We start from the raw sequence: 20688 nt of genomic DNA on the forward strand, positions 1-20688 counted from the left end.
CAGGTTATCCTCCAAAGCTGAATTTAAATCGTTTTAAATGCTGAGGAGAGGCCATGCCCCGCTTCGCCGCAAACCTAACAATGCTGTTCAATGAGCATCCTTTTCTCGACCGCTTCACCGCGGCAGCGGATGCGGGTTTTGAAGCAGTGGAATTTCTCTTTCCCTACGACCACTCGCCCCAGCAGGTCGCAGATATGCTTCATGGACGCGGGCTGACCCAGGCGCTCTTCAATCTGCCCCCGGGCGATTGGGCTGCCGGTGAGCGCGGGATCGCAGGGCTTCCGGGCCGCGAACAGGAATTTCAAGATAGCGTCGGCCTGGCTCTGGATTACGCAAAAGCGCTCAATTGCAAGACGCTGCATGTCATGTCGGGAATTTGCCCACCGGACGCGGACCGGGCGCATTACTTGGAGACCTATGCCGGCAATCTGCGTTTTGCCGCCGAGATGTTGGGCAAGGAGGGCATAACCGTCGTGGTGGAGCCCCTGAACAACCGGGATGTACCGAACTATCTAATCCCACGCCCGGCCGACGCCAGACAGGTAATCAATGCGGCAGGCGCCGGGAACTTAGGCTTGCAGTTCGATTTTTACCACGCCCAGATCATGGGCGGAGATCTCTCCAGGAGTTTTGAAGCCAACCTTGATCTAATCCGGCATATACAGATTGCCGGGGTGCCGGAACGTCATGAGCCGACCGTTGGCGAAATCAACTATGGTTACCTTTTCGCCTTGATCGATCGCCTTGGATACGACGGTTGGATCGGCTGCGAGTATAAACCCAGAGCCGATACGCTGACCGGATTACGCTGGCTGCAACAAGTTGGAGCTCAATAGTTATGCCGCTCCTCCTAGGCTGCATTGCGGATGATTTCACTGGCGCGACGGATCTGGCCAATACGCTCGTCAAAAGCGGCATGAGAACCGTCCAGATCAACGGCCTGCCCGGCCCTGACAGTGCGGCCCCCGCTGATGCGGAAGCAATCGTGGTAGCGCTAAAGTCGCGCACCCAGCCGGCGGAACAAGCTGTGGCTGACAGCCTCGCTGCACAGACTTGGTTGACAGCCGGCGGCGCGCGCCAGATCCTTTTCAAGTATTGCTCCACTTTTGATTCCACGCCGCTCGGCAACATCGGCCCGGTCGCCGAAGCTCTGATGGATCGGTTGGATGCCGACTTCACGACATTTTGCCCGGTCTTCCCCGGCGCCGGACGCACCCTCTACCAAGGACACCTCTTCATCTGGGATACCCTGTTGTCAGAGTCCTCGATGCGGAACCACCCGCTGACACCGATGACCGACGCAAATCTCGTGCGATTCTTGCAGCTGCAGACCAAGCGCAAGGTTGGGCTTTTGGCGCACCAGACTGTCCGCGCGGGCAGCAAGGCCGTTAGGGACACACTCCGAGAGCTCAGACAGCAAGGCATCGAGTTTATCATTTGCGACGCCCTCACCGATGAGGACCTGATCACCTTGGGTCACGCTCAAGCGGGCTGTCGGTTACTGACGGGCGGATCGGGGATTGCTATGGGCTTGGCCGACAACTTCCGGGCAGCGGGATTGAGCCTTCCGGACTCCACTTCGTCTCTCCCGGCCGTTTCTGGACCTCAGGCGATCCTTTCGGGAAGCTGTTCCGAGGCAACCTTGGGCCAACTGCAGTATGTTAGCGGGCGCTATCCGTTTTTCCGCATCGACCCTCTCGCTTTGGCCAGAGGCCAAGAATTGGTCGGGCGGGCGCTGAACTGGGCAGAAGACAAGCTGGGAGATGTCCCCATCGTCTTTGCCGCGAGCGCCGAACCGGCGACCGTCAAGGCGGCACAGGAAAAGCTTGGGCGTATGGAGGCGGGAGAGTTGGTAGAGAAAGCTCTGGGCAAGATTGCGCAAGGTCTCGTCGAACGCGGACTACGCAGGCTTGTCGTGGCTGGCGGCGAGACTTCTGGCGCCGTCGTCAGCGCACTGGGATTGAAAGCCTTGCGTATCGGTCCGGAGATAGCGCCTGGCGTACCTGCCACGGTTAGCTTGACGGACCCCCCTTTGGCTGTTGCGCTCAAGTCCGGCAATTTTGGCGGACCTAATTTCTTCGAGAAAGCCTTTGAGGTCATGCCATGACTGAGTCTTTGCTGCGCGAAAGAATGGCGATCTTCGGAAAGTCGCTTTACGACCGCGGGTATCTGCATGGCAGTTCAGGGAACATTTCCGTGCGCCTGGAGGATGGTTTCCTCGTCACACCGACCAACTCCTGCCTGGGCTTCCTGGACCCCGGCGCCATAGCAAAGCTCGACCTGAGCGGTCGGCATTTGTCCGGGGACAAGCCCTCCAAGGAAGCGTTCCTGCACGTCAGCGTTTACCAGGCCCGGTCCAATTCCCAAGCAGTCGTGCATAGTCACTCGACGCACTCGGTTGCCCTGTCATGCCTCCAGGCCGCCGATCCAACCGACCTTTTGCCGCCTATCACGGCCTACGGCGTGATGAAAATTGGCAAGCTACCGCTGGTTCCCTACTACCGTCCCGGTGATCCGGCACTGGCTGCAGCCGTCCAGGAAACCGCTACTGATCACAGTGCCGTCTTACTTGCAAACCATGGTCCGGTTGTCGCAGGACGCTCACTTGAGGACGCCATCTGGGCCCTGGAGGAACTTGAGGAAACGGCCAAATTGCATTTCCTGCTGGAAGGCCGGCCAACCCGCCTGTTGACCGCCGCGCAGGTCGGCGAGTTAAATCGCGTCTTTCCGAGCTAACGGATGCGCGCGCTCACCATTGCACCACGCGAAGAGAAACGCTTCCTCGGAATGCTTCTTCTCGTTGCCGCCATCACCTGCTTCACAGGGATCGATTCCTCGGCCAAATGGCTGGTGCAAACATTGCCACCTATCGAGGTCGCCTTCGTGCGCTACCTCGGACACTTCGTCATCGTGGTCGTTTTGTTTTTGCCTGTCTACGGCTCGGCACTCTGGAAAAGCAAAGCGCCTAAGCGTGAATTTTGGCGAGCAGCCATGCTGCTTGGCAGCACGCTTTTTAACTTTACCGCTGTTCAGTACCTTCCGCTGGCAACCACAGCATCCATCGCATTCACATTACCGCTTTGGGTTTGCGCACTTTCTATTCCCCTACTCGGCGAGAAGGTCGGCCTGCGTCGATGGGTGGCCATAATCGTTGGGTTTGGCGGCGTTTTAATCGTGGTTCGCCCGGGTTTTGAGAGCTTTCACTGGGCCGCTTTCCTATCACTCGGCACGGCTGTGTGCGCGGGGCTCTATATGATCGAGACGCGGCGCTTGGCGGGGGTCGACGCAACAGCAACGCAGCAGTTTTATGCCGCCATGCTGGCAACGGTTATGATAGCCCCCTTCGCCCTGCTGCAGTGGGAATGGCCGCAGACCAACCTCGACTGGGCGCTTTTCATTTCCATCGGATTTTGGGGCTGGCTTGGCCATCAGTTGCTGACGATCGCCTACCGTCTGGCGCCCGCTTCAACCATCGCACCGCTCACTTACCTTCAGCTCATTCCCATGACGCTGGCGGGCTACCTGTTCTTCAATGATCGACCCGACATTTGGGTTTTCGTAGGCGCCGGCGTCGTGGTTTCCAGCGGTGTTTATGTCTGGTACCGCGAACGAGTTCTTGCCCGCCAAGTTAAAGCGAGTTTGACGAACATAGTTCCTTCCCCCTGATACGCCGCTTATTATATTGCCGCGAGGCAGACGGCACTCAAAGTATGCAGCAAAAGCATTGACCGCCTGTGAATCGGGGCCAGGAGAACGAGACCATGCAGTCATTTAACGACCTTTGGGACGCCGCCGCCAACCGCAAGGGCGGCGCCGAAGCGCTAGAGGCGCTATTGCCGCCGCCAACACCACGTGACGCATTGGAGGAAACACAGGATTCACGGTTGCTGTCCGCCATGAGCCGCCGCGTGTTCCAGGCCGGCTTTAACTGGTCCGTGGTCGATAAGAAATGGCCCGACCACGAAGCAGCTTTCAACGATTTCAACATCAATCACTGCGCATTTCTATCCGATGAGGACCTGGACGCACTAACCCGAGACCCACGTGTCGTCCGTCATTTCAAGAAGATACAGTCGGTTCGCGACAATGCGAATCTACTGGTCGCCCTTGCCAGGGAGCACGGCAGTGCCGCTCGCTTCATAGCGGCCACGCCGGACGAGGAGTACATCGCACTGCTCGATTACTTCGAGAAGAACGGTTCGCGGCTCGGCGGCGTCACGCTGCAGATATTCCTGCGCGATATCGGCAAGGATGGCTTCATTCTGTCCAAGGACGTCCTGACCGCCCTCCAAAGGGAGCGGGTGATTACCGGAAAAGGCACGTCCAAACGGGAGCGGCACGCAGCGCAGGAGGCCTTCAACACTTGGCGCGCCCAGAGCCAGCGCCCCTTTGCCCATATCAGCCGAATCCTGGCCTTCACGGTTTAATCCGTAAACCTAATCAGATCCATCAGCCACCTTTGCGGTTCACCGAACCGGTCGTCTTGCATTTCATCCGGCGATTGCAGCCTCGTGTATCTGCGGAGAAACAGGTGGTCAGTGACAGCGATTTCCGGGGAGCACTGGCGAGGTTGGCAATTCTGCATCGACCCCTTAATCCTGACTCCCGCTATCTGATGCTCTGCCACTCCCGCGCCTTGATCCAGCGCCCTTCCTCGTGGGAGCGGTAGACGGCTTCCTCGATCGCCTGGTTGATAAGGTAATGCTCGGCCGCCGTTTCCAAGGGTGTGCCCTCGCGTAGGTGGTTTAGCAAGTGACGGTGGCAGGCATAAACGCAATCTCCAGCGAAGCCGCGATCATCCCAAGCGTAACCGTGCTCTTGTTCTCGATTGCTTCCGAAGCTGCGGAGCCATATACGGCCGTCGCCGTCCAGACGCAGACTGGCCTTCGCGCCTTCGATCGAAAGGTCCCCCATTGTCCGGCGGCGATTTTCGGCAATGTGGTCTGCCAGTCGATTGCCATCGAACAAGCCCCGAACGCGGTCCCCGAATTCAAAGACGATGAACCCGGCATCTTCCCCAGCAATAGCGGGATTGAGCTGTGCCAAACGCGCAAAGAGGCCGCTTGGCTCACCCAGCAAGAAGCGAAAGCAATCAATCAGATGGATGGCTGTCTCATGGATTAGAAAGCGCTTCATCCGCTGGAAATAAGGTTGCCTGTCCAAGTAGGCTTCCGGTCCCTGCCCGTCCCCTGGACGCAGACGAAAGCTCACCTGATAGACGTCACCAAGCAACCCGTCATCCAAGAGACGCTTGATCTCCCGGTACCAGGGCTGAAAGCGGAAATTTTCGTGCACCGCAAGCACTCTACCCCTGTTCCGGGCCAGCGCCACGGCCTTCCGTGCTCCTTCAAGGCCACCGCAAAAGGGTTTCTGGCACGAGATGGCCAAGTCTTCCTCGACCAACCTCGCTATCACCTCGAGATGAGCCGACGGCGGCACGACGATGTCGACGAGATCAGGTCGCGCTTGCGACAGGAGAACGTCCAGGTCGCCGTAGCTGCCTGAAACGCCATAGGCCGCCGCGACTTCCGCGCCCTTTTGGGCGTCCTTCTCGCAAAGACCGACGAGTTCGACATCCGCCATTCGGCTCCAAGCCTCGTAGTGAAACCGGGCAAAATAGCCCGCGCCAATGACAGCAACTTTAGTCGGACTACCCATCGGCGGCTCCCGTGGTCGGCAACAAACTCGCAAGCTGCCCTAGCGGCAGGTCCCAGTGCGGCGGCGCGATGCCGGCAAAAGGCGAGCGAAAACAGGCAATCGACTGACCCAGCAGGCAACCGAGGTAGGCATGCCGGCGATCCCTGCCACCAAATGCGAGGTTGGAGATGTTGCGCAGCCGCTTGCTGACAACGCCATCCAGATGCGGTCGATCCATGTTTGCCGATCGATAGGCCGCCTCTACCCAGTTCAAATGATTCGGGTCGCTGTCTTCCAGGATGGTCTCCAGCTTTCCGTCGGGCGTCAGGCGCATCACCCGGTTGGATACGATACTCACAATCCAGATGCCGCCTGCCTCGTCCAAGGCCAGACCGTCGGGGAAGGTGCCATCTCCAAACTCAACTAGGCAACGACGATTGGTTAAGACGCCGTCCTCGGTGACATCGAAAGCTGTCAAGCGGCGACCGAAGGTCTCGTTCACATAGAGGCGCGTTCCATCCGGCGACAACAAGCATTCGTTGGCGTACCCCAAACCATCGGCGACGATCCTGGCCCCCTTGTCATCCAGCAGCACAATGAAGCCCGTTGCCGCCGTCGCGCGGTAGTCGGCCGCGCGCGGTGTTACACGCGTGCTGACCGTGACCCAAAGCCTTCCTAGATGATCGCGGGTCACGAAGTTGGTCGGCGGCAGAACCTTTCCGTCTAGTTCCACTAGAACTGGCTCGCTGCAACCATCGGGCCGCAAGCGGTACACACCTCCCTCTTCCTGCCCCAAATGAGCAATCAGGATGTTGCCGCCGGCCTCCAAAGCGATGCCGTTGGGCCGCAAAGGGTTGTCCGCGCGGTCCCTCGCCAAATGGCGGGCTTGGCGCCCATCGGGAGTCAACAGCGTGATACCCCCGCCGTCCGTCCAGTCAGGCGCGACCAAAAGGCCCGAACTATGCGCCAATACGCACTCGGGCCGCTGGAGGCCATGACCCAAGAAAGCCAGGTCCGAAACGGACAACAACGCCATAAGGCCCTCAAGATTGCAAAATCCCCAAAGCACCCTATCGAGTGACTACAAAGACGATCAAGCAATTACGGTTCAAGTCCTACAATGCTTGATCCAGGTCCGAAATAAGATCCTCGACCCGCTCGATACCGATAGAGATGCGCAACAGGTCCTGCGGGATCGGGCTATCAGGTCCTTCGACCGCGGCCCGGTGCTCGATCAGGCTTTCAACGCCACCAAGCGAGGTTGCCCGTAATATCAGCTTGCAGTTCGCCGCGACGCGCTGTGCGCCTTCGAACCCGCCCCGGACGCGCAGTGACAGCATTCCACCAAACCCGCCATCCATCTGGCGCTTGGCAATTTCGTGCTGCGGGTGCCTTTGTAGGCCTGGATAGAGCACATCCTCCAAACGCGGGTCGCCGTCGAAGTGCCGCGCCACGGCCAAAGCGTTTGCACTACTTTGGCGCACGCGCACGAAAAGGGTGCGCAGGCTGCGGATCAGCAGCCAGGCATCAAAACTTCCCAGTTGCGAACCACCGAGCAGGCGCAATCTGCGCATGCGGCTCCACTGGTCATCCTTCTTCGCCGTTACCAGCAAACCCGCCAGGATATCACTGTGCCCTCCCAGGTACTTTGTCGCCGAGTGCATGACGATATCCGCGCCGAGGCCGAGCGGACGTGTCAGAACCGGTGTCGCAATGGTTGAATCAACCGCCAGCCTCGCTCCAGCTTCGTGTGCGAGCCTTGCCGCTCCGGCGATATCGACAATATCCCAGGTCGGGTTGGCGGGCACCTCAAGCCATACGAGCTTGGTCTCGCCGGGACGCAGCGCGGCTTCCAAAGCGTCTAGTCCACCCGCTGCGTCAAAGAAATCGACTTCGAAGCCCCACTGCTCGCCCAGGTCCAATAGCCAGTCACGCAGTGTCCAGTACATGACTCGTTGCACCAAAAGCCGGTCCCCGCGTTGCAAGGTCTGCAGCACCGCCGTCGCAGCGCCCATTCCTGAAGCGAAGAGCATAGCGTCCGCCCCCTCTTCCAAACGAGCCAGGACGGCTTCGGCCTGTTGCAGCGTTACGCCCTGATCACGTCCGTAAACGCGGTTATTCAGCGGTTCGTAGGCCTCGTCCCTGACGAAAGTCGTGCTCGGTTGCCAGGCCGGCACGACCGACCGGGTTGCCGGATCAACACTGTTCAAGGCGTGGACGACGAGGGTTTCAGTGTCATAGGACTTGGATCCGGGCATGGGACTCGCTTTCATTCAAAATCGGCGGCCTATTTTCTGATAGGGCGAGGATGACCACAAGGCCGCGTCACGACCGGTGCTCATTTACTAGAAGCCTTTTCTTGGAGGATCGGCGCAGCTTGCAGTTTGCCTCCGCACATTGACGAAGCCAAGACAGGACCGCTAGGCTTTTCAGCGACATAAAGAAGCAACAATCTCGTCAAGTAATCCGTGGGGGGGCGCCATGGGCGCGACTGGGGAAGCCTGCATTTCAGACGTCGGCATCCGGCACAACCTGCCGGACCGGCAAACGGCACAGCAGTGCGTGATCGTGCTAGGTCCTGGACGCAGCGGCACGTCGATGATGTCCGCGATCCTCGGTCAACTCGGCTACAATATGGGCCGCCGCCTCGATCCGGCAAACCACGAGGACCAGGATTTCCTGGAGGCTTCGCGCCCCATCTCCGTTTTACGTAAGAAGGCCCATCCCGAGCGGGCCCAAAGGCTGGAGACGATACGCCAGCTTGTTCGGCGACGTGACCGCGAGCACGAACACTGGGGATGGAAAGATCCCATGTCCGCCTTTTACCTTGATGCGGTTTTGCCGGAAATTGGGAACCCGCTGATTATTGCCCTCTTTCGCGACGTAGTGGCAACGACGGTAAGCCGTTACAAACTATCAAGAACCGGACTGGGTGGCGGTTCCAGGCGCGACATGCCGTCAATGGACACCGTGCTGGGCAAGGTGCTCGCCTATCAGCAGCGTATGATCAACCTTCTGGTTGACGTGCCTCATCCGCAATACTGGGTGAGCTACGAGAAGGCGACGCGCAACCGCGAGATTTTTATCGACGACCTGCAGGTCTTTTTGGGGCGCCCTATAAGCACGGCACAACGCAAAGCGATTTCAGGCCTGATCGCGCCGGGCAATCGACACGCCTTGTCGTGACGCCCCTTAAAGACACCTAACGGCGTTGGTACTGTGCAGCCCCAAACAGGTTTTGACGCGCCTTGTCGTCAAACCCTTCCCGACGGCTTTCGGACAGCACTTGCACGCCGCGCTGTACGGCGGGCCGTTCGGCAATCTCGTCGAACCAACGACGGAAATTCGGGTAATCATTGCGATCGACGTTCTGGCGCTCGGGGAAACGCGTCCAGGGCCAAATCGCGATATCGGCTATGCTGTACTCGGCACCCGCTATGTAGGGGGCTTCAGCCAAACGACGATCCATCACGCCGTAGAGACGATTAGCCTCGTTGGCATAGCGCTGCTTGGCGTACGGCAAGTCTTCCGGGGCATATTGGAGGAAGTGGTGCGCTTGGCCCAACATCGGACCAACACCACCCATTTGGAACATCAACCAGCTAAGTGCTTCATAGCGCTTACGGGGCTCATGGGAGAGAAACTGCCCAGACTTATCGGCTAGATAAATGAGCATGGCTCCCGATTCAAACAGGCTGATCGGAAGGCCATCGGGCCCTTGCGGATCCACCATCGCCGGCATCTTGTTGTTCGGGCTAATTTTCAAGAACTCGGGATCGAACTGGGCGCCCGCGCCGATGTCGATCGGGTGGACCTTGTAGGGCAGCCCCGTTTCCTCGAGCATAATGTGCACTTTATGGCCGTTGGGAGTCGGCCAAGTGTAGAGATCGATCATTCTTCGTCCCTTCCGGATCATTTTGTTTCCAACGTCACGGTGGCATATAGGGTCACTATCCGAGAGATCAAAGAACCTCTTTGTCTGACAAGAGCGTGATTGGCTCACCGCTTGTGAGGGGGCCCGGATTCTGTGCAAGGGGAAAATTGGGCTATACTGCCCCTACCAAAAGGTGAAGAGCCGCAAAAAGCGGTCATTTCTAACCTGTATTGGGGGGTCATTCCTATGAAACGAACGTGGCTACTTGTGCCATTTCTTTTGCTTGCTTTATCACTGAGCTTGCCGCCCTTGGCATGGGGCGATGGCGGCGGCGGTGGTGGAGATACAACGAACCCTTTTGAATCTCTGCGCAAAACCGAGGACGGCGAGAGCACGCCGGAGTCCAATGGCGGTACGCCGACCACCTCGACACCGCCCGAAGCGCCCAATCAACCAACGGGTACGCCACCGGCACCACCAGGGAATCCGCCGCCACCACCGCCGCCACCGCCGCCACCACCGCCTGATGGCGGAGGCTCCGGGAAGGGTTCGGGTAGCAGCGGATCGAACGGCACCGACGGCAGCAGCAGCGGATCCGATGCCTCCGCAGCGGCCGAGCAAGACGCATTTCTTGGCGCAACCGGTATCGTCATAATCGGCCAGGATGTGCTCTATGGAGTTTTGTTCCAGGACGCGGGCCTGATCGCATGGCCTGTCGATATGTCCGCGGCTACGGCGGAAAACGAGGTGGGTACCGCCTATCTGAACGATGAAACCATCGTCCTTGATATCAGGGACAGCGAGCCAAGAGGCGCCAAGAGCAATGGCGATCGGTTGAAGTTAAAACCCTGGCTCAACGCCCAATCGGACGGCGCCGGCGCTAAAGCAGGTATCGTCCTGGTTCCCAGCGGCGGTATCGCCGAAGGCGTTGGATTGGAAAGCAATCAGCAAACCCGTGCCATGAATGTTCTGGCGCTTAACTTCGAGCGCTTGGAGGATGCGGTGCCGGGATTGGAGACGCTGACGATCAAAAATTCCTTCTCCAAGCAGATCGGCAGCGTGCATTTGCTGGGCAGCCTGCTGATGGTAAAGGCGCGACCACCACAGTAGTCCGCTGCTTCAAGACAGAGGGCGTGGGGGTCTCAGGACTCTCACGCCTTCTCTTTTGCGTCGTGCCCGCCTGAGACTTCTAAAAGATCGTGCGAGACGGCCTTTTCTTCGCGCACCGGCATTTTCTTGCCGGCATAAACACAGACGACAACGGCAAGGGCAAAACCAATGACATCGAGGCCAATCCGCTCGCCCAGGAACAGCCAGGCAAAGAATAACGTGAAGAACGCCTGCAACAGTTGAATCTGGCCGACGCGGCCAATCCCACCCAAGGCCAGCGCCCGATACCAAATGAAGAACGTCAGGAACTGGCTGATAAATGTCACGTAGAAGAAGCTGGCCCAGGCACTCAAAGGCGCTTGCGGTAAGCGCCAACCACTCTGAATGCCGACCAGGGGCGCCATCACCGGCAGAGCAATGACCAGCGACCAGGAAATGACCTGCCATCCGCCCATGGTACGGGACAACTGGGCACCAAGCGTATAGCCGACGCTGGCGGAAACCACACAACCCAACAGAGCCAGGTCTGCCCACTGGAAATTCCAACCGCCCTCTTTGAGCGAAAAGAACACCACCAGGATGCTGCCCAGCAACGCGAAGAACCAGAAGCCAAAAGACGGTCGCTCACGCGCGAAAAGCGCGCCGAATACCGCTGTCGCCAGCGGTAGGATGCCCAACACCACGCCACCATGAGCGGAGGGTACGCGCTCCATGGCCCAAGCGCTTAGGTAAGGAAATCCAACGACGACGCCGAGCGACGTCACGACAAGCAAGGGCCACTGCCGCCCGCGTGGCCACCGTTGCCGGGTCAACAGCAAAAGCAAGCCTGCCGGAAGTGCCGCCAGAGTCGCCCGGCCAGGGCCGATGAAAAAAGGATCCATCCACTGCACGGCGTGGCGCGTAACCGGCAACGTGATGCTAAAGGCAATCACCGCCAGAACACCCAGCAAGTACCCCTTGGTATGGTCCGACATCGCCAAGCTATCCTATCGCCCGTTCCGCCGTGCCCGGAGGTTGAGATAATTGCCCGCCAGGATCAACACGCCGCCGATCAGCAGCCAGATTTCGACCGGCTCACCGTACAGCAGCATTCCCACCAGAGCGATTAACGGCAGGCGCAGATAATCCATGGGCGCCACGAAGGTGACTTCCGCAAGTCGATAGGCGCGGGTGAGGCAAAAATGGGCTGAAAGGCCGAAGAAAGTCACGACGACCAACCAAGCCCAAACCAGCGTGCTCGGGAACGCAAAACCATCCAGCGACAACACCAGGCCAATGGGCGCCTGGATCAAAGCCATATAGAACAGGATCGTCAGTGCTGTCTCGGACCCAGAGAGCTTCTTGGTGGCGAGAGTCGAGGCGGCAAAGCCTATGGCGCCGATCACCATGGCAATTGTTCCCTGATTGACGGACTCCAACCCCGGTCGAGTGATAACCAGGATGCCCGCGAATCCCACAACAATTCCAACCCCACGGAGCGCCGAAAACCGCTCCCCCAACACGAAGGGCGCCAAAATAGCGACCCACAGTGGAGAGGTGAACTCGATGGCGAAGACTTCCGCGAGCGGAATATAAACAATCGCGAAAAACCAGCCGTACTGCCCGACGAAGTGCAGTAGGTTGCGCAGAAGGTGAGTCTTTAGATGACGCGTCCTGAACTGCGCAAGCCCGCGCCGGGTGCCCAGAGCGACGATCAGAATCATCGCAAAGCCGATGATCGAGCGATAAAACATGAGCTGGCTCGTGGTCAGCTCCTTGGATATCTCCCGACCAGCAATGGCCATGGCCGAAAAGGACAGCAACGCACCCACCATCCAAAGGACGGCGGACCAGGGGTTTTCACGCCCCACCTGCGGTCCTGGCTCGACCGCCCCTGTCGGCGCGACCTCCGCGGCCATGGCCTATAATTCCAGTTTCTGGCGCAGAATCTGATTTACGAGACCGGGATTAGCTTTGCCTTGCGTTGCTTTCATGACCTGGCCGACGAACCAGCCGACCACCTTGGGATTACCGTCCCTGATTTGCTGAACCTGTTCCGGGTTCTCAGCGATTAAACCTTCGACGATGGCTTCCAATGCACCGGTGTCGGAAATCTGCTTGAGGCCCTTTTCCTCGACAATGTTCGCCGCACTCTTGCCGCTGTCCCACATCTCCTCGAAGACCTCCTTGGCGATACGGCCGGAAACCGTACCATCGGCGATCAGGTCGAGCAGATTGCCAAGTCCCTCTGCGCCGACCGGAGCACTGGCTAGCGTCGCGCCGCTGGTGCGGTTCAACGCCCCGAAGAACTCGCCCATGACCCAGTTTGCCGCCAGCTTGGCATCACGGCCTTTGGCCACCGCCTCAAAGAAATCAGCGGTCGCCCGCTCGACGACGAGAACGCCCGCGTCATAGGACGATAGGCCATAGTCCGCCATGAAGCGTGCCTTCTTCTCGTCCGGCAATTCGGGCAGGGTCGCTTTGATCTCAGCGATCCAGTCTTCTTCCAGCACCAAGGGCAGAAGATCGGGATCTGGGAAATAGCGATAATCATGCGCTTCCTCTTTGGAGCGCATGGAACGCGTTTCGCCCTTTCGAGCATCAAACAGGCGGGTTTCCTGCCTAATCTCACCGCCGTCTTCGAGAATTTCGACCTGGCGGCGAGCCTCGTAGTCGATGGCCTGCTGGACATAGCGGATCGAGTTTACGTTTTTGATCTCGCAGCGCGTCCCGTAGGGCTCTCCTGGACGCCGCATCGATACGTTGACATCGCAGCGCATAGAACCTTCGTCCATATTGCCGTCACAGGTCCCCAGATACCGCAGTATTGATCGCAGTTTGTGCAGATATGCGCCAACCTCCTCCGGCGAGCGCATGTCGGGTTTGGAGACAATCTCCATTAGCGCCACACCTGAGCGGTTCAAATCCACGTAGGTCTTGCGGGGATGCTGATCATGGAGCGACTTGCCCGCGTCCTGTTCCAGATGCAAACGCTCAATGCCGACTTCCTTCGTGGAGCCATCGGCAAGGTCGAGAAGGATCGTACCCTCGCCCACAATGGGCTGCAGGTACTGGGAAATCTGATAGCCCTGCGGCAGATCGGCGTAGAAGTAATTCTTACGTTCGAAAATGCTAACTAAATTGATCTGCGCCTTTAGTCCCAAACCGGTGCGTACCGCCTGCTCGACGCACATGCGGTTCAGCACGGGCAGCATACCGGGCATAGCCGCATCGACCATGGATACCTGGCTGTTGGGATCAGCACCGAAGCTGGTTGGCGCGCCGGAGAAAAGCTTCGAGTTGGAGATGACCTGAGCATGAACTTCCAGCCCGATCACCATCTCCCAGGGGCCGGTGCGGCCTTCGATCGTCGCCATGACTTACGCTCCCTTCCCGCAGAACGGTGGCAGCGCATCGAAGCCCGCCGCCTCTTCCAACACGCCTGCTACGCGCAGCAGTGTCTCTTCATCGAATGCCCGGCCGATTATCTGCAGGCCAAGCGGCAAGCCGCCCGCCGACAAGCCCGCGGGAACCGAGATTCCCGGCAACCCCGCCAGGTTCACCGGAACCGTGAAAATGTCGTTCAAGTACATTTGCACGGGATCATCCATATTCTCACCGACGGCGAAGGCAGCGCTGGGCGCGGTCGGTGTAAGAATTGCATCGACTTTCTGATAGGCATCCTGGAAATCCCGGAGGATCAGCGTGCGCACCTGCCGCGCTTTGTTGTAATAGGCATCGTAGTAGCCCGCCGACAGTACGTAGGTGCCGATAAGCACCCGCCGCTTGACCTCGGCACCAAAGCCTTCGCCGCGCGTGTTCTCGTACATCTCATCCAGGCTTTCGCCTTCGACCCTCAAGCCGTATCGCACACCGTCATAACGCGCCAGATTTGAAGAAGCCTCAGCGGGCGCAACAATGTAATAGGTCGGCAATGCATACTTTGTGTGTGGCAGGCTGATATCGACGATCTCGGCACCGGCAGCCTTCAACCAAGTAATGCCTTCCTGCCAGAGCCGCTCGATTTCTTCCGGCATTCCCTCCATGCGATACTCGGCGGGGACACCAATTCGCAAGCCCCGGATATCACCGGTCAAGGCCGCCTCATAGTCCGGAACGGGCACATTGACCGAAGTTGAATCCTTGGGATCATGCCCTGCCATGGCCCCCAGCATGATGGCCGCGTCGCGAACGCTGCGGGTCATGGGTCCGGCCTGGTCCAGAGAAGACGCAAAGGCCACCGTCCCCCAGCGCGAGCAGCGCCCGTAGGTCGGCTTCAACCCAACAATTCCACATAGCGACGCCGGCTGACGGATTGAACCGCCGGTATCGGTTCCCGTCGCCGCCAGGGCGATACGGGCCGCCACGGCAGCCGCCGAACCGCCTGAAGAGCCTCCGGGCACCAGAGGCTTCTCCGCCCCTTCCGGCGTCCATGGGTTTCGGACGTTACCGTAGTAGCTGGTAATGTTGGCCGAACCCATGGCGAATTCGTCCAGATTGAGCTTGCCCAGCATCACGGCGCCAGCATCCCAGAGGTTGGCGGTAACGCTCGACTCATAGGTCGGCTTGAAGCCGTCAAGGATATGGGACCCAGCGGTCGTCAGGACACCTTGCGTGCAGAACAGGTCCTTGATGGCAATGGGCAGGCCTTCCATCTTCCCCACGTCGCCTTTGCGGCGGCGTTCGTCGGAAGCGTCAGCCATCGTCAGCGCCTTCTCGGGCGTCTGGGTGATGAAGGCGTTGAGCTCTCCTGCCCCCTCGATTGCCTTTACGTGAGCCGCGGTCAGTTCGCGCGCGCTCGATTCGCCCTTGGCCAGAAGATCGCGGGCTTCGGCCAGCGTCAGATGCGTCAGTTCAGTCATCGCTGCTTACTCCACGACCTTGGGAACGGCAAAGAAGTTGCCGGTAGCCTCAGGGGCGTTGGCTATGACTTTGTCACCCAGTCCGCCATCGCTGATAACGTCATCGCGGAGCGGCGGCCGGGTCTCGACGACGGAGGTCATGGGAGCAACCCCCTCGGTGTTCAAAGCACCCAGCTGCTCCACCCAATCCAAAATCTGGTTGAGTTCGCTTGCCAAAGCTTCTCTTCCCGTCTCATCCACGCGGATACGAGCCAATCTCGCGATCTGCGTGACGGTGTCTTTGTCGACCGTCATGGCCTCTTCTCCCACTATCAATCGAGGCGCGCTCCAAAGGTGCGCCAAAAGGAAAGTCGCGGCGGAAACTAACACCCCTGTAACGGCCCCTGCAAGTCGATGGATCAACGTGTCGGATAAGGGTTGCAACCAAACCGCCCCACGGCGCATAGATGGGGCATGAAAGCCGACATTCTTGACCTACACGAACTGCCTAAGCGCCTGAAACCGCGCCAGAGAGTCCTGGGATTGGACCTGGGTGAAAAAACCATCGGGCTGGCAATTTCCGACTCCGGCTTATCGCTTGCCTCGCCGCTGGAAACCATCCGCCGCAGCAAGTTCACCAAGGATGCTGCGGCGCTTGGCGCGCTCATTCAAGAACGTAATGTCGGCGCCCTCGTTATCGGCCTGCCCGTCAACATGGACGGCAGCGAAGGCCCGCGCTGTCAATCTGTCCGCACCTTTGCGGAGAACCTTGCCTCCATCGCAAACGTCATGCTGCCAGCAGCCTTTTGGGACGAGCGGTTGTCGACCTCGGCGGTCCAGCGCTTCCTGATCGACGAGGCCGACATGACGCGCCAGCGCCGTGGCGAGGTGGTGGACAAGATGGCCGCCGCCTACATTCTCCAGGGCGCGCTGGACCGCTTATCTAACCCCGTCTGACCGCTTATTTGGGCGGCAGGCTCCTGAGGTAAGCGACAATGGCGTTCATATCTTCCTCCGAGACGCTGTTGTAGTAGTAGACGCCCATCGGCGGCAACAAGTGGGATCCATCAGGGCGCACACCTGTCCTTATGATTGTCTTGATCTCCGTATCGCTATAGCCCGACAAACCTGTTGGCGTCAGGTTGGCGGCATAACTGATACCCCAAGGCCCCTCGAAAGGTATGCCGCCTCCACCAAGGCCATTTTCCGGATCCGGCATGCCGTTCGCATCCAATGAAGAATGGCATTCCATGCAGTGCCCCAAAGGTCCGGCAAGATACTCGCCGTAAGCAACCAGATCATCCCGGCTGACTTTCGCGACCGAGACGACCGGTGGGCCATAGCTGGCCGGCAGTGGCATGGCGAACTCCGGCGCCGGCGTTTCGTTGCGGATCGCCGGAACGCTCTGAAGGTAGGTCACGATTGCGTCCAGATCTTCATCGGCGATGCTACGGTAAAAATGAAAGGGCATCGGCGGGCCGATCAGCGACCCATCGGGCCTCAGGCCATCACGAATCGCTCGTTTGATTTCGTCCGCGCTCCAGGTGCCAATGCCGGTCTCCGGGTCCGGCGTAATGTTCGGGCTGATCACCTTTCCCCAAGGTCCCGAAACGTCCAACCCCCCAGCCAAAGCCATCCCTTCAACAGGTCCGGCAGGGCCTTGCTGCGTGTGGCAGTTCCCGCAGGCCACAACTCCTTCGACAAGATAGCGCCCTCGCTCAAAAGGGGTTTGTGCTTGAACAACCGTAGCCAATGAAATGAAACTGAGAATGAATGCGGGGAACGCCCGCGCAATTACCAAACGCCACATCTCTTTGATCCTCGAGAAACATACGCTTAGCCGAAACACGCGTGCGCGACCGGCCGCCTTCGGCTCAGCCGGCCCGGCGCGTGCATACTAGTCTGGAAACACTCGGTTGCGGAGAGGGTATTTTCGAAATTTTACTTATTCTGGCAGAGGGATAAATTCATCGTCATCGGGCACCGCGTCGAAACGCCCCTCCTTCCAATCAGCCTTCGCCCGCTCAATCCGCTCCTTTCGGGAGGAAACAAAATTCCACCAGATGAAACGTTCCTCCGGAAAAGGCTCACCGCCCAGAAGCATGACGCGCATCGGGCTCTCAGCCTGAAGCACCGGCGCGCCGCCGGGACGCAGGACGGACATGACGCCCGGCGCCAGTGGCCGGCCGTCAAGATTCCCCTCACCCGAAATTGGATAAATCGCCCGTGCCTCGTATGCGCTTGGAAGCGCAAGGCGCGCACCAGCATCCAGGTTGGCATCGAGATAAAAAAGCGACGATTGAACGGCGACTGGTGCTGTCTGACCATAGGCCCTACCGGCCAACAGTCGCAAACGGACGCCGTCCAGCTCTATAGTCGGCAGTTCAGCCTCGCTGCAATGCTGAAACGAGGGCTCGACTTCCTCTTTATCCGTCGGCAAAGCGATCCAAGCCTGGATGCCGTGCAGTGTGGCATCGGCCGCACGAACCTCCGGGGCGGTGCGCTCGGAATGCACGATCCCTCGGCCCGCTGTCATCCAGTTGACTGCGCCGGGCCGAATGGGCTGAACATACCCCAAACTGTCGCGGTGCAGAATTTCGCCCTGGAACAAATAGGTAATGGTGGACAGACCGATATGCGGGTGTGGCCGCACGTCGATCCCCGTCCCTGGTGCGAAATCCGCAGGGCCCATCTCATCGAAAAACACGAAAGGGCCAACGGCGCGACATTCCGCGACCGGCAGAATCCGCCGAACCGAGAATCCACCCAGATCACGTGACCTGGGCTTGATCTCCAATCCTACGCAGCCCTCGCAGCTATCGCAGTCTGCTTTATCCGCCGGTTGCCAGCTCATATTTTCCTCCCGATGACTAATCGTTCCATCGCCAGTTTTCGACCCAGTAGGTCGTGGGCGAGAGATGCCCCGTTGGGACGACACCCTGCATCTCCTTGGGCAGAACATAGGTTGCCGCCCGCCAGTAAAGCGGTAATACCGGCAGATCCTCGGCGTAAATTTGCTGTAGCTTGAGCCATAAATCCGCGCGCCGCTCCCTGTCCAACTCCCGCTCAATCGCATCGAGCAACCGATCGACTTCGGGATTGTTGTAGCCGGTGTAATTCTGCCCCGACCAGTTATTGGCTTCGCTGGGCACTTCCTCGCTGTGCAACGTCGTGCGCGGCACGCTTTCAGGTGCCGATAACCAAGCAAAGAGTGCCAGTCCGGTAAACTTACGCTTTGAGACCGTCTCGCCGAAGAACACTCGTGCCGGTTCGTTACGGATGCGCAGGTCAATTCCTACTTGCCGCCAACCGGCTTGCAGCACCTGCTCCACGAGTTCGCGTGTCCGGTCGCCTGCGGTGGTCATCAGTTCCAACCGAAGAGGCTCGCCTTTGGCATTGTGCCTTACACCGCCTTGCATCCGGTCCCAACCGGCTTCGTCGAGCAGTGCCGCCGCCGCTTTCGGATCATAGGGGTAGCGCGCTACTTGGTCGCTGAAGACCCAGTCCAGCGGCGAAACGTTGGTGAGGGCGACCGGTTGACGACCCTGGAACAACTGCTCGCTGATCGCCTGCCGGTCGGCTGAGAGAATGAGCGCTTTGCGGACCTTGCGGTCTGCCAGGATCGGGTTCTCCAGCATCAGGTCGAGGTGCTCGTAGATTAAACCGGGCTTAAAGAAGACCTGAAACGTGTCGCCATGGCGCTCTGCGAAGGCAAGCCCTTGATCAATCGTCAAGCCAAGCTCGCCCGCGATCATATCGATCTCGCCGGACAGGAGATTGGCTTCCAGAGCGGCGGTGTTCTCGATGGTCCGCACGATGATCCGCTCGAATGCCGGCTTTTCACCCCACCAGGTTTCGTTAAGCACCAGAACAACGTGGGAGCCCTTGACCACCTCGGAAATACGGTAAGGCCCGAAATAGAGTCCCGGATTGGTCGAATCGCTGTCATAGGCAGTTCGGTTCCGATACTCCGCCGGATTGGCTTCAAACAGCGGCCGCTCGATGTGAGCCGGGAGAAGTTCAAGTCCGTTCGCCGCGTTGTAGTCAAACGTCACGCGGTCAACGTGCAGCACGAAACGGCGGGCGCTCAACACCTCAACATCCAGAATTCGACGAAACCCCTCCAGGCTTGCCACACCGCTTTGCGGATTCCTGCCAACCTGCCAGGTGAAAACAACGTCCTCGCTGGTTACCGGCGTACCGTCCCCCCACGCCGCTCCCTCGACAATCTCATAGGTAACGGCAATTCCCTCTTCACCGGATGCCGTGGTTTCGCGGACTGCCAATCCATTTTCCAGCGTCGGCACCTCGGTACAGACCAGGCAGGCTAATTCCCAATTCTCGTCGTAGCTGGTCAAAGGCCGGCGTGCCAAACCCAACACGTAGCTCTTGGCCAACATGGAATCGATCAAAGGATGCAACGTCGAAGGAAACTGCGAGATGCCAATACGCAGGGTGCGCGCCTGGGCCGCCGGGCTCGCGGCCAAGAGCACGATCCCCATAACCGCCAATAGCGGTAAAAGTCCAAGCCATCCAAGTCGCTGGCGGTTGTGCAAACTCACGCCCCCTCGCCGCTATTCTTTTTCGACCAGCCATCCGGGTCTTCCAGAAAGGCTCGTACAGATTTGATGCCCTCAGACGTCAAGTAACCCGCTTCCTCGGCCACGGCCAAAGCATCCCACCAAGTGCAAAGGGCGTGTAACGCCACTCCCGCATCCGTCAGCTTCTGCAGGCCTTCAGGAAAGATGCCATAGTGAAAAATGACCGCGGTATGGGCGCATTCAGCCCCAGCAGCCCGCAAGGCATCAACGAAAATCATCTTGGAACCGCCGTCGGTCGCAAGGTCCTCGATCAGCAATACGCGATCGCCATCCTTGAAAGAGCCCTCAATCTGGGCGTTGCGGCCAAATCCCTTGGGTTTCTTACGCACATAGATCATGGGCAACCCCGCCCGCTCTGCGATCCAGGCGGCAAAGGGAATGCCCGCGGTCTCGCCGCCTGCCACCACGTCGAAACGCTCATGACCGGCACTGTCCTGCACCTTTTCAAGCAGCAGGTCCATCAACCGCGCCCGGGCTCTTGGGAAAGCGATGATCTTCCGGCAATCGACATATACCGGGCTTTTGCGGCCTGAGGTGAAGGTGAAAGGATCGTCAGGCCGAAACAGAACGGCTTCAATCTCCATCAATATTCGGGCGGTGGTGCGGGCTGCTGAATCGATCTGGCTCATGAGCTTACTGTTGCGTC

21 protein-coding genes are annotated in these 20688 nt (G+C 59.0%); 8 read left to right on the top strand and 13 right to left on the bottom strand.

Features of this window, described 5'->3' with window-relative positions; genetic code table 11:
* The first annotated feature begins 53 nt into the window (after positions 1 to 53).
* The 5 genes from otnI to FHR98_RS04180 all read left to right on the top strand — a co-directional run bounded on the left by otnI (position 54) and on the right by FHR98_RS04180 (position 4427).
* Entirely contained in the window at positions 54 to 836 is a 783-nt protein-coding gene (gene otnI, locus FHR98_RS04160; RefSeq protein WP_183415379.1) for a 2-oxo-tetronate isomerase, read from the top strand.
* Positions 837 to 838: 2 nt separating this feature from the next.
* A complete protein-coding gene (gene otnK, locus FHR98_RS04165) occupies positions 839 to 2107 on the top strand; it encodes a 3-oxo-tetronate kinase (protein WP_183415380.1) in 1269 nt (422 codons plus the stop codon).
* Positions 2104 to 2736 carry a 3-oxo-tetronate 4-phosphate decarboxylase gene (gene otnC / locus FHR98_RS04170; RefSeq protein WP_183415381.1) on the top strand — a complete coding sequence of 211 codons (633 nt, stop codon included), beginning with the start codon at positions 2104 to 2106 and terminating at the stop codon, positions 2734 to 2736. The genes otnK and otnC overlap by 4 nt, the downstream gene beginning before the upstream one ends.
* A 51-nt stretch (positions 2737 to 2787) precedes the next feature.
* Positions 2788 to 3666: a DMT family transporter gene (locus tag FHR98_RS04175; protein WP_183415382.1), complete on the top strand. Its 879-nt coding sequence runs from the start codon at positions 2788 to 2790 to the stop codon at positions 3664 to 3666.
* Between the two features lie 95 nt (positions 3667 to 3761).
* Entirely contained in the window at positions 3762 to 4427 is a 666-nt protein-coding gene (locus FHR98_RS04180; RefSeq protein ID WP_183415383.1) for a DNA-3-methyladenine glycosylase I, read from the top strand.
* Between the two features lie 181 nt (positions 4428 to 4608).
* Here the strand turns inward: FHR98_RS04180 and FHR98_RS04185 are convergent, their stop codons facing one another.
* The 3 genes from FHR98_RS04185 to FHR98_RS04195 form a co-directional block, all read right to left on the bottom strand.
* Complete coding sequence (locus FHR98_RS04185) at positions 4609 to 5658, bottom strand: Gfo/Idh/MocA family protein (protein ID WP_183415384.1); 1050 nt, start codon at positions 5656 to 5658, stop codon at positions 4609 to 4611.
* Entirely contained in the window at positions 5651 to 6673 is a 1023-nt protein-coding gene (locus tag FHR98_RS04190; protein WP_183415385.1) for an SMP-30/gluconolactonase/LRE family protein, read from the bottom strand. Before FHR98_RS04190 ends, FHR98_RS04185 begins: the two co-directional genes overlap by 8 nt.
* A 79-nt stretch (positions 6674 to 6752) precedes the next feature.
* Positions 6753 to 7895, bottom strand: a complete 1143-nt coding sequence (locus FHR98_RS04195; protein ID WP_183415386.1) for a trans-sulfuration enzyme family protein — start codon at positions 7893 to 7895, stop codon at positions 6753 to 6755.
* A gap of 223 nt (positions 7896 to 8118) precedes the next feature.
* Here FHR98_RS04195 and FHR98_RS04200 point away from each other — a divergent pair, with 223 nt between their 5' ends.
* Complete coding sequence (locus tag FHR98_RS04200; protein ID WP_183415387.1) at positions 8119 to 8823, top strand: sulfotransferase; 705 nt, start codon at positions 8119 to 8121, stop codon at positions 8821 to 8823.
* A 16-nt stretch (positions 8824 to 8839) separates the two neighbouring features.
* Here FHR98_RS04200 and FHR98_RS04205 read toward each other — a convergent pair whose 3' ends face one another.
* The gene (locus FHR98_RS04205) at positions 8840 to 9532 is read right to left on the bottom strand and encodes a glutathione S-transferase N-terminal domain-containing protein (RefSeq protein ID WP_183415388.1); all 693 of its coding nucleotides are present in this window, start codon (positions 9530 to 9532) and stop codon (positions 8840 to 8842) included.
* A gap of 225 nt (positions 9533 to 9757) precedes the next feature.
* Here FHR98_RS04205 and FHR98_RS04210 point away from each other — a divergent pair, with 225 nt between their 5' ends.
* Positions 9758 to 10621, top strand: a complete 864-nt coding sequence (locus tag FHR98_RS04210; RefSeq protein WP_183415389.1) for a hypothetical protein — start codon at positions 9758 to 9760, stop codon at positions 10619 to 10621.
* 41 nt (positions 10622 to 10662) lie between these two features.
* On the opposite strand, the gene FHR98_RS04215 is transcribed toward FHR98_RS04210, so the two are convergent.
* The 5 genes from FHR98_RS04215 to gatC are packed head-to-tail and all read right to left on the bottom strand — an operon-like array spanning position 10663 to position 15756.
* Positions 10663 to 11595, bottom strand: a complete 933-nt coding sequence (locus FHR98_RS04215; protein ID WP_183415390.1) for a DMT family transporter — start codon at positions 11593 to 11595, stop codon at positions 10663 to 10665.
* A 12-nt stretch (positions 11596 to 11607) separates the two neighbouring features.
* Positions 11608 to 12519 (bottom strand): DMT family transporter, encoded by a 912-nt coding sequence (locus tag FHR98_RS04220; protein ID WP_183415391.1) that lies wholly within the window; start codon positions 12517 to 12519, stop codon positions 11608 to 11610.
* A 3-nt stretch (positions 12520 to 12522) separates the two neighbouring features.
* On the bottom strand, positions 12523 to 13977 hold the full coding sequence (gatB, locus tag FHR98_RS04225; RefSeq protein WP_183415392.1) for an Asp-tRNA(Asn)/Glu-tRNA(Gln) amidotransferase subunit GatB: 1455 nt from the start codon (positions 13975 to 13977) through the stop codon (positions 12523 to 12525).
* A gap of 3 nt (positions 13978 to 13980) precedes the next feature.
* Positions 13981 to 15462 (bottom strand): Asp-tRNA(Asn)/Glu-tRNA(Gln) amidotransferase subunit GatA, encoded by a 1482-nt coding sequence (gatA, locus tag FHR98_RS04230; protein ID WP_183415393.1) that lies wholly within the window; start codon positions 15460 to 15462, stop codon positions 13981 to 13983.
* 6 nt (positions 15463 to 15468) lie between these two features.
* Positions 15469 to 15756 (bottom strand): Asp-tRNA(Asn)/Glu-tRNA(Gln) amidotransferase subunit GatC, encoded by a 288-nt coding sequence (gene gatC / locus FHR98_RS04235; RefSeq protein WP_183415394.1) that lies wholly within the window; start codon positions 15754 to 15756, stop codon positions 15469 to 15471.
* 159 nt (positions 15757 to 15915) lie between these two features.
* Between gatC and ruvX the strand changes: the two genes are divergently transcribed.
* Positions 15916 to 16398 carry a Holliday junction resolvase RuvX gene (gene ruvX, locus FHR98_RS04240; RefSeq protein ID WP_183415395.1) on the top strand — a complete coding sequence of 161 codons (483 nt, stop codon included), beginning with the start codon at positions 15916 to 15918 and terminating at the stop codon, positions 16396 to 16398.
* Positions 16399 to 16402: 4 nt separating this feature from the next.
* Here ruvX and FHR98_RS04245 read toward each other — a convergent pair whose 3' ends face one another.
* The 4 genes from FHR98_RS04245 to FHR98_RS04260 all read right to left on the bottom strand — a co-directional run bounded on the left by FHR98_RS04245 (position 16403) and on the right by FHR98_RS04260 (position 20671).
* Positions 16403 to 17251 carry a cytochrome c family protein gene (locus FHR98_RS04245; RefSeq protein WP_221205722.1) on the bottom strand — a complete coding sequence of 283 codons (849 nt, stop codon included), beginning with the start codon at positions 17249 to 17251 and terminating at the stop codon, positions 16403 to 16405.
* A 135-nt stretch (positions 17252 to 17386) separates the two neighbouring features.
* Positions 17387 to 18295: a pirin family protein gene (locus FHR98_RS04250; protein ID WP_183415396.1), complete on the bottom strand. Its 909-nt coding sequence runs from the start codon at positions 18293 to 18295 to the stop codon at positions 17387 to 17389.
* Positions 18296 to 18311: 16 nt separating this feature from the next.
* Positions 18312 to 20003: a peptide ABC transporter substrate-binding protein gene (locus FHR98_RS04255; RefSeq protein ID WP_221205723.1), complete on the bottom strand. Its 1692-nt coding sequence runs from the start codon at positions 20001 to 20003 to the stop codon at positions 18312 to 18314.
* Complete coding sequence (locus tag FHR98_RS04260) at positions 20000 to 20671, bottom strand: orotate phosphoribosyltransferase (protein ID WP_183415397.1); 672 nt, start codon at positions 20669 to 20671, stop codon at positions 20000 to 20002. Before FHR98_RS04260 ends, FHR98_RS04255 begins: the two co-directional genes overlap by 4 nt.
* Positions 20672 to 20688 lie beyond the last annotated feature (17 nt).

This window comes from Limibacillus halophilus, assembly GCF_014191775.1.
GTDB classification, from domain to species: Bacteria; Pseudomonadota; Alphaproteobacteria; order Kiloniellales; family CECT-8803; genus Limibacillus; species Limibacillus halophilus.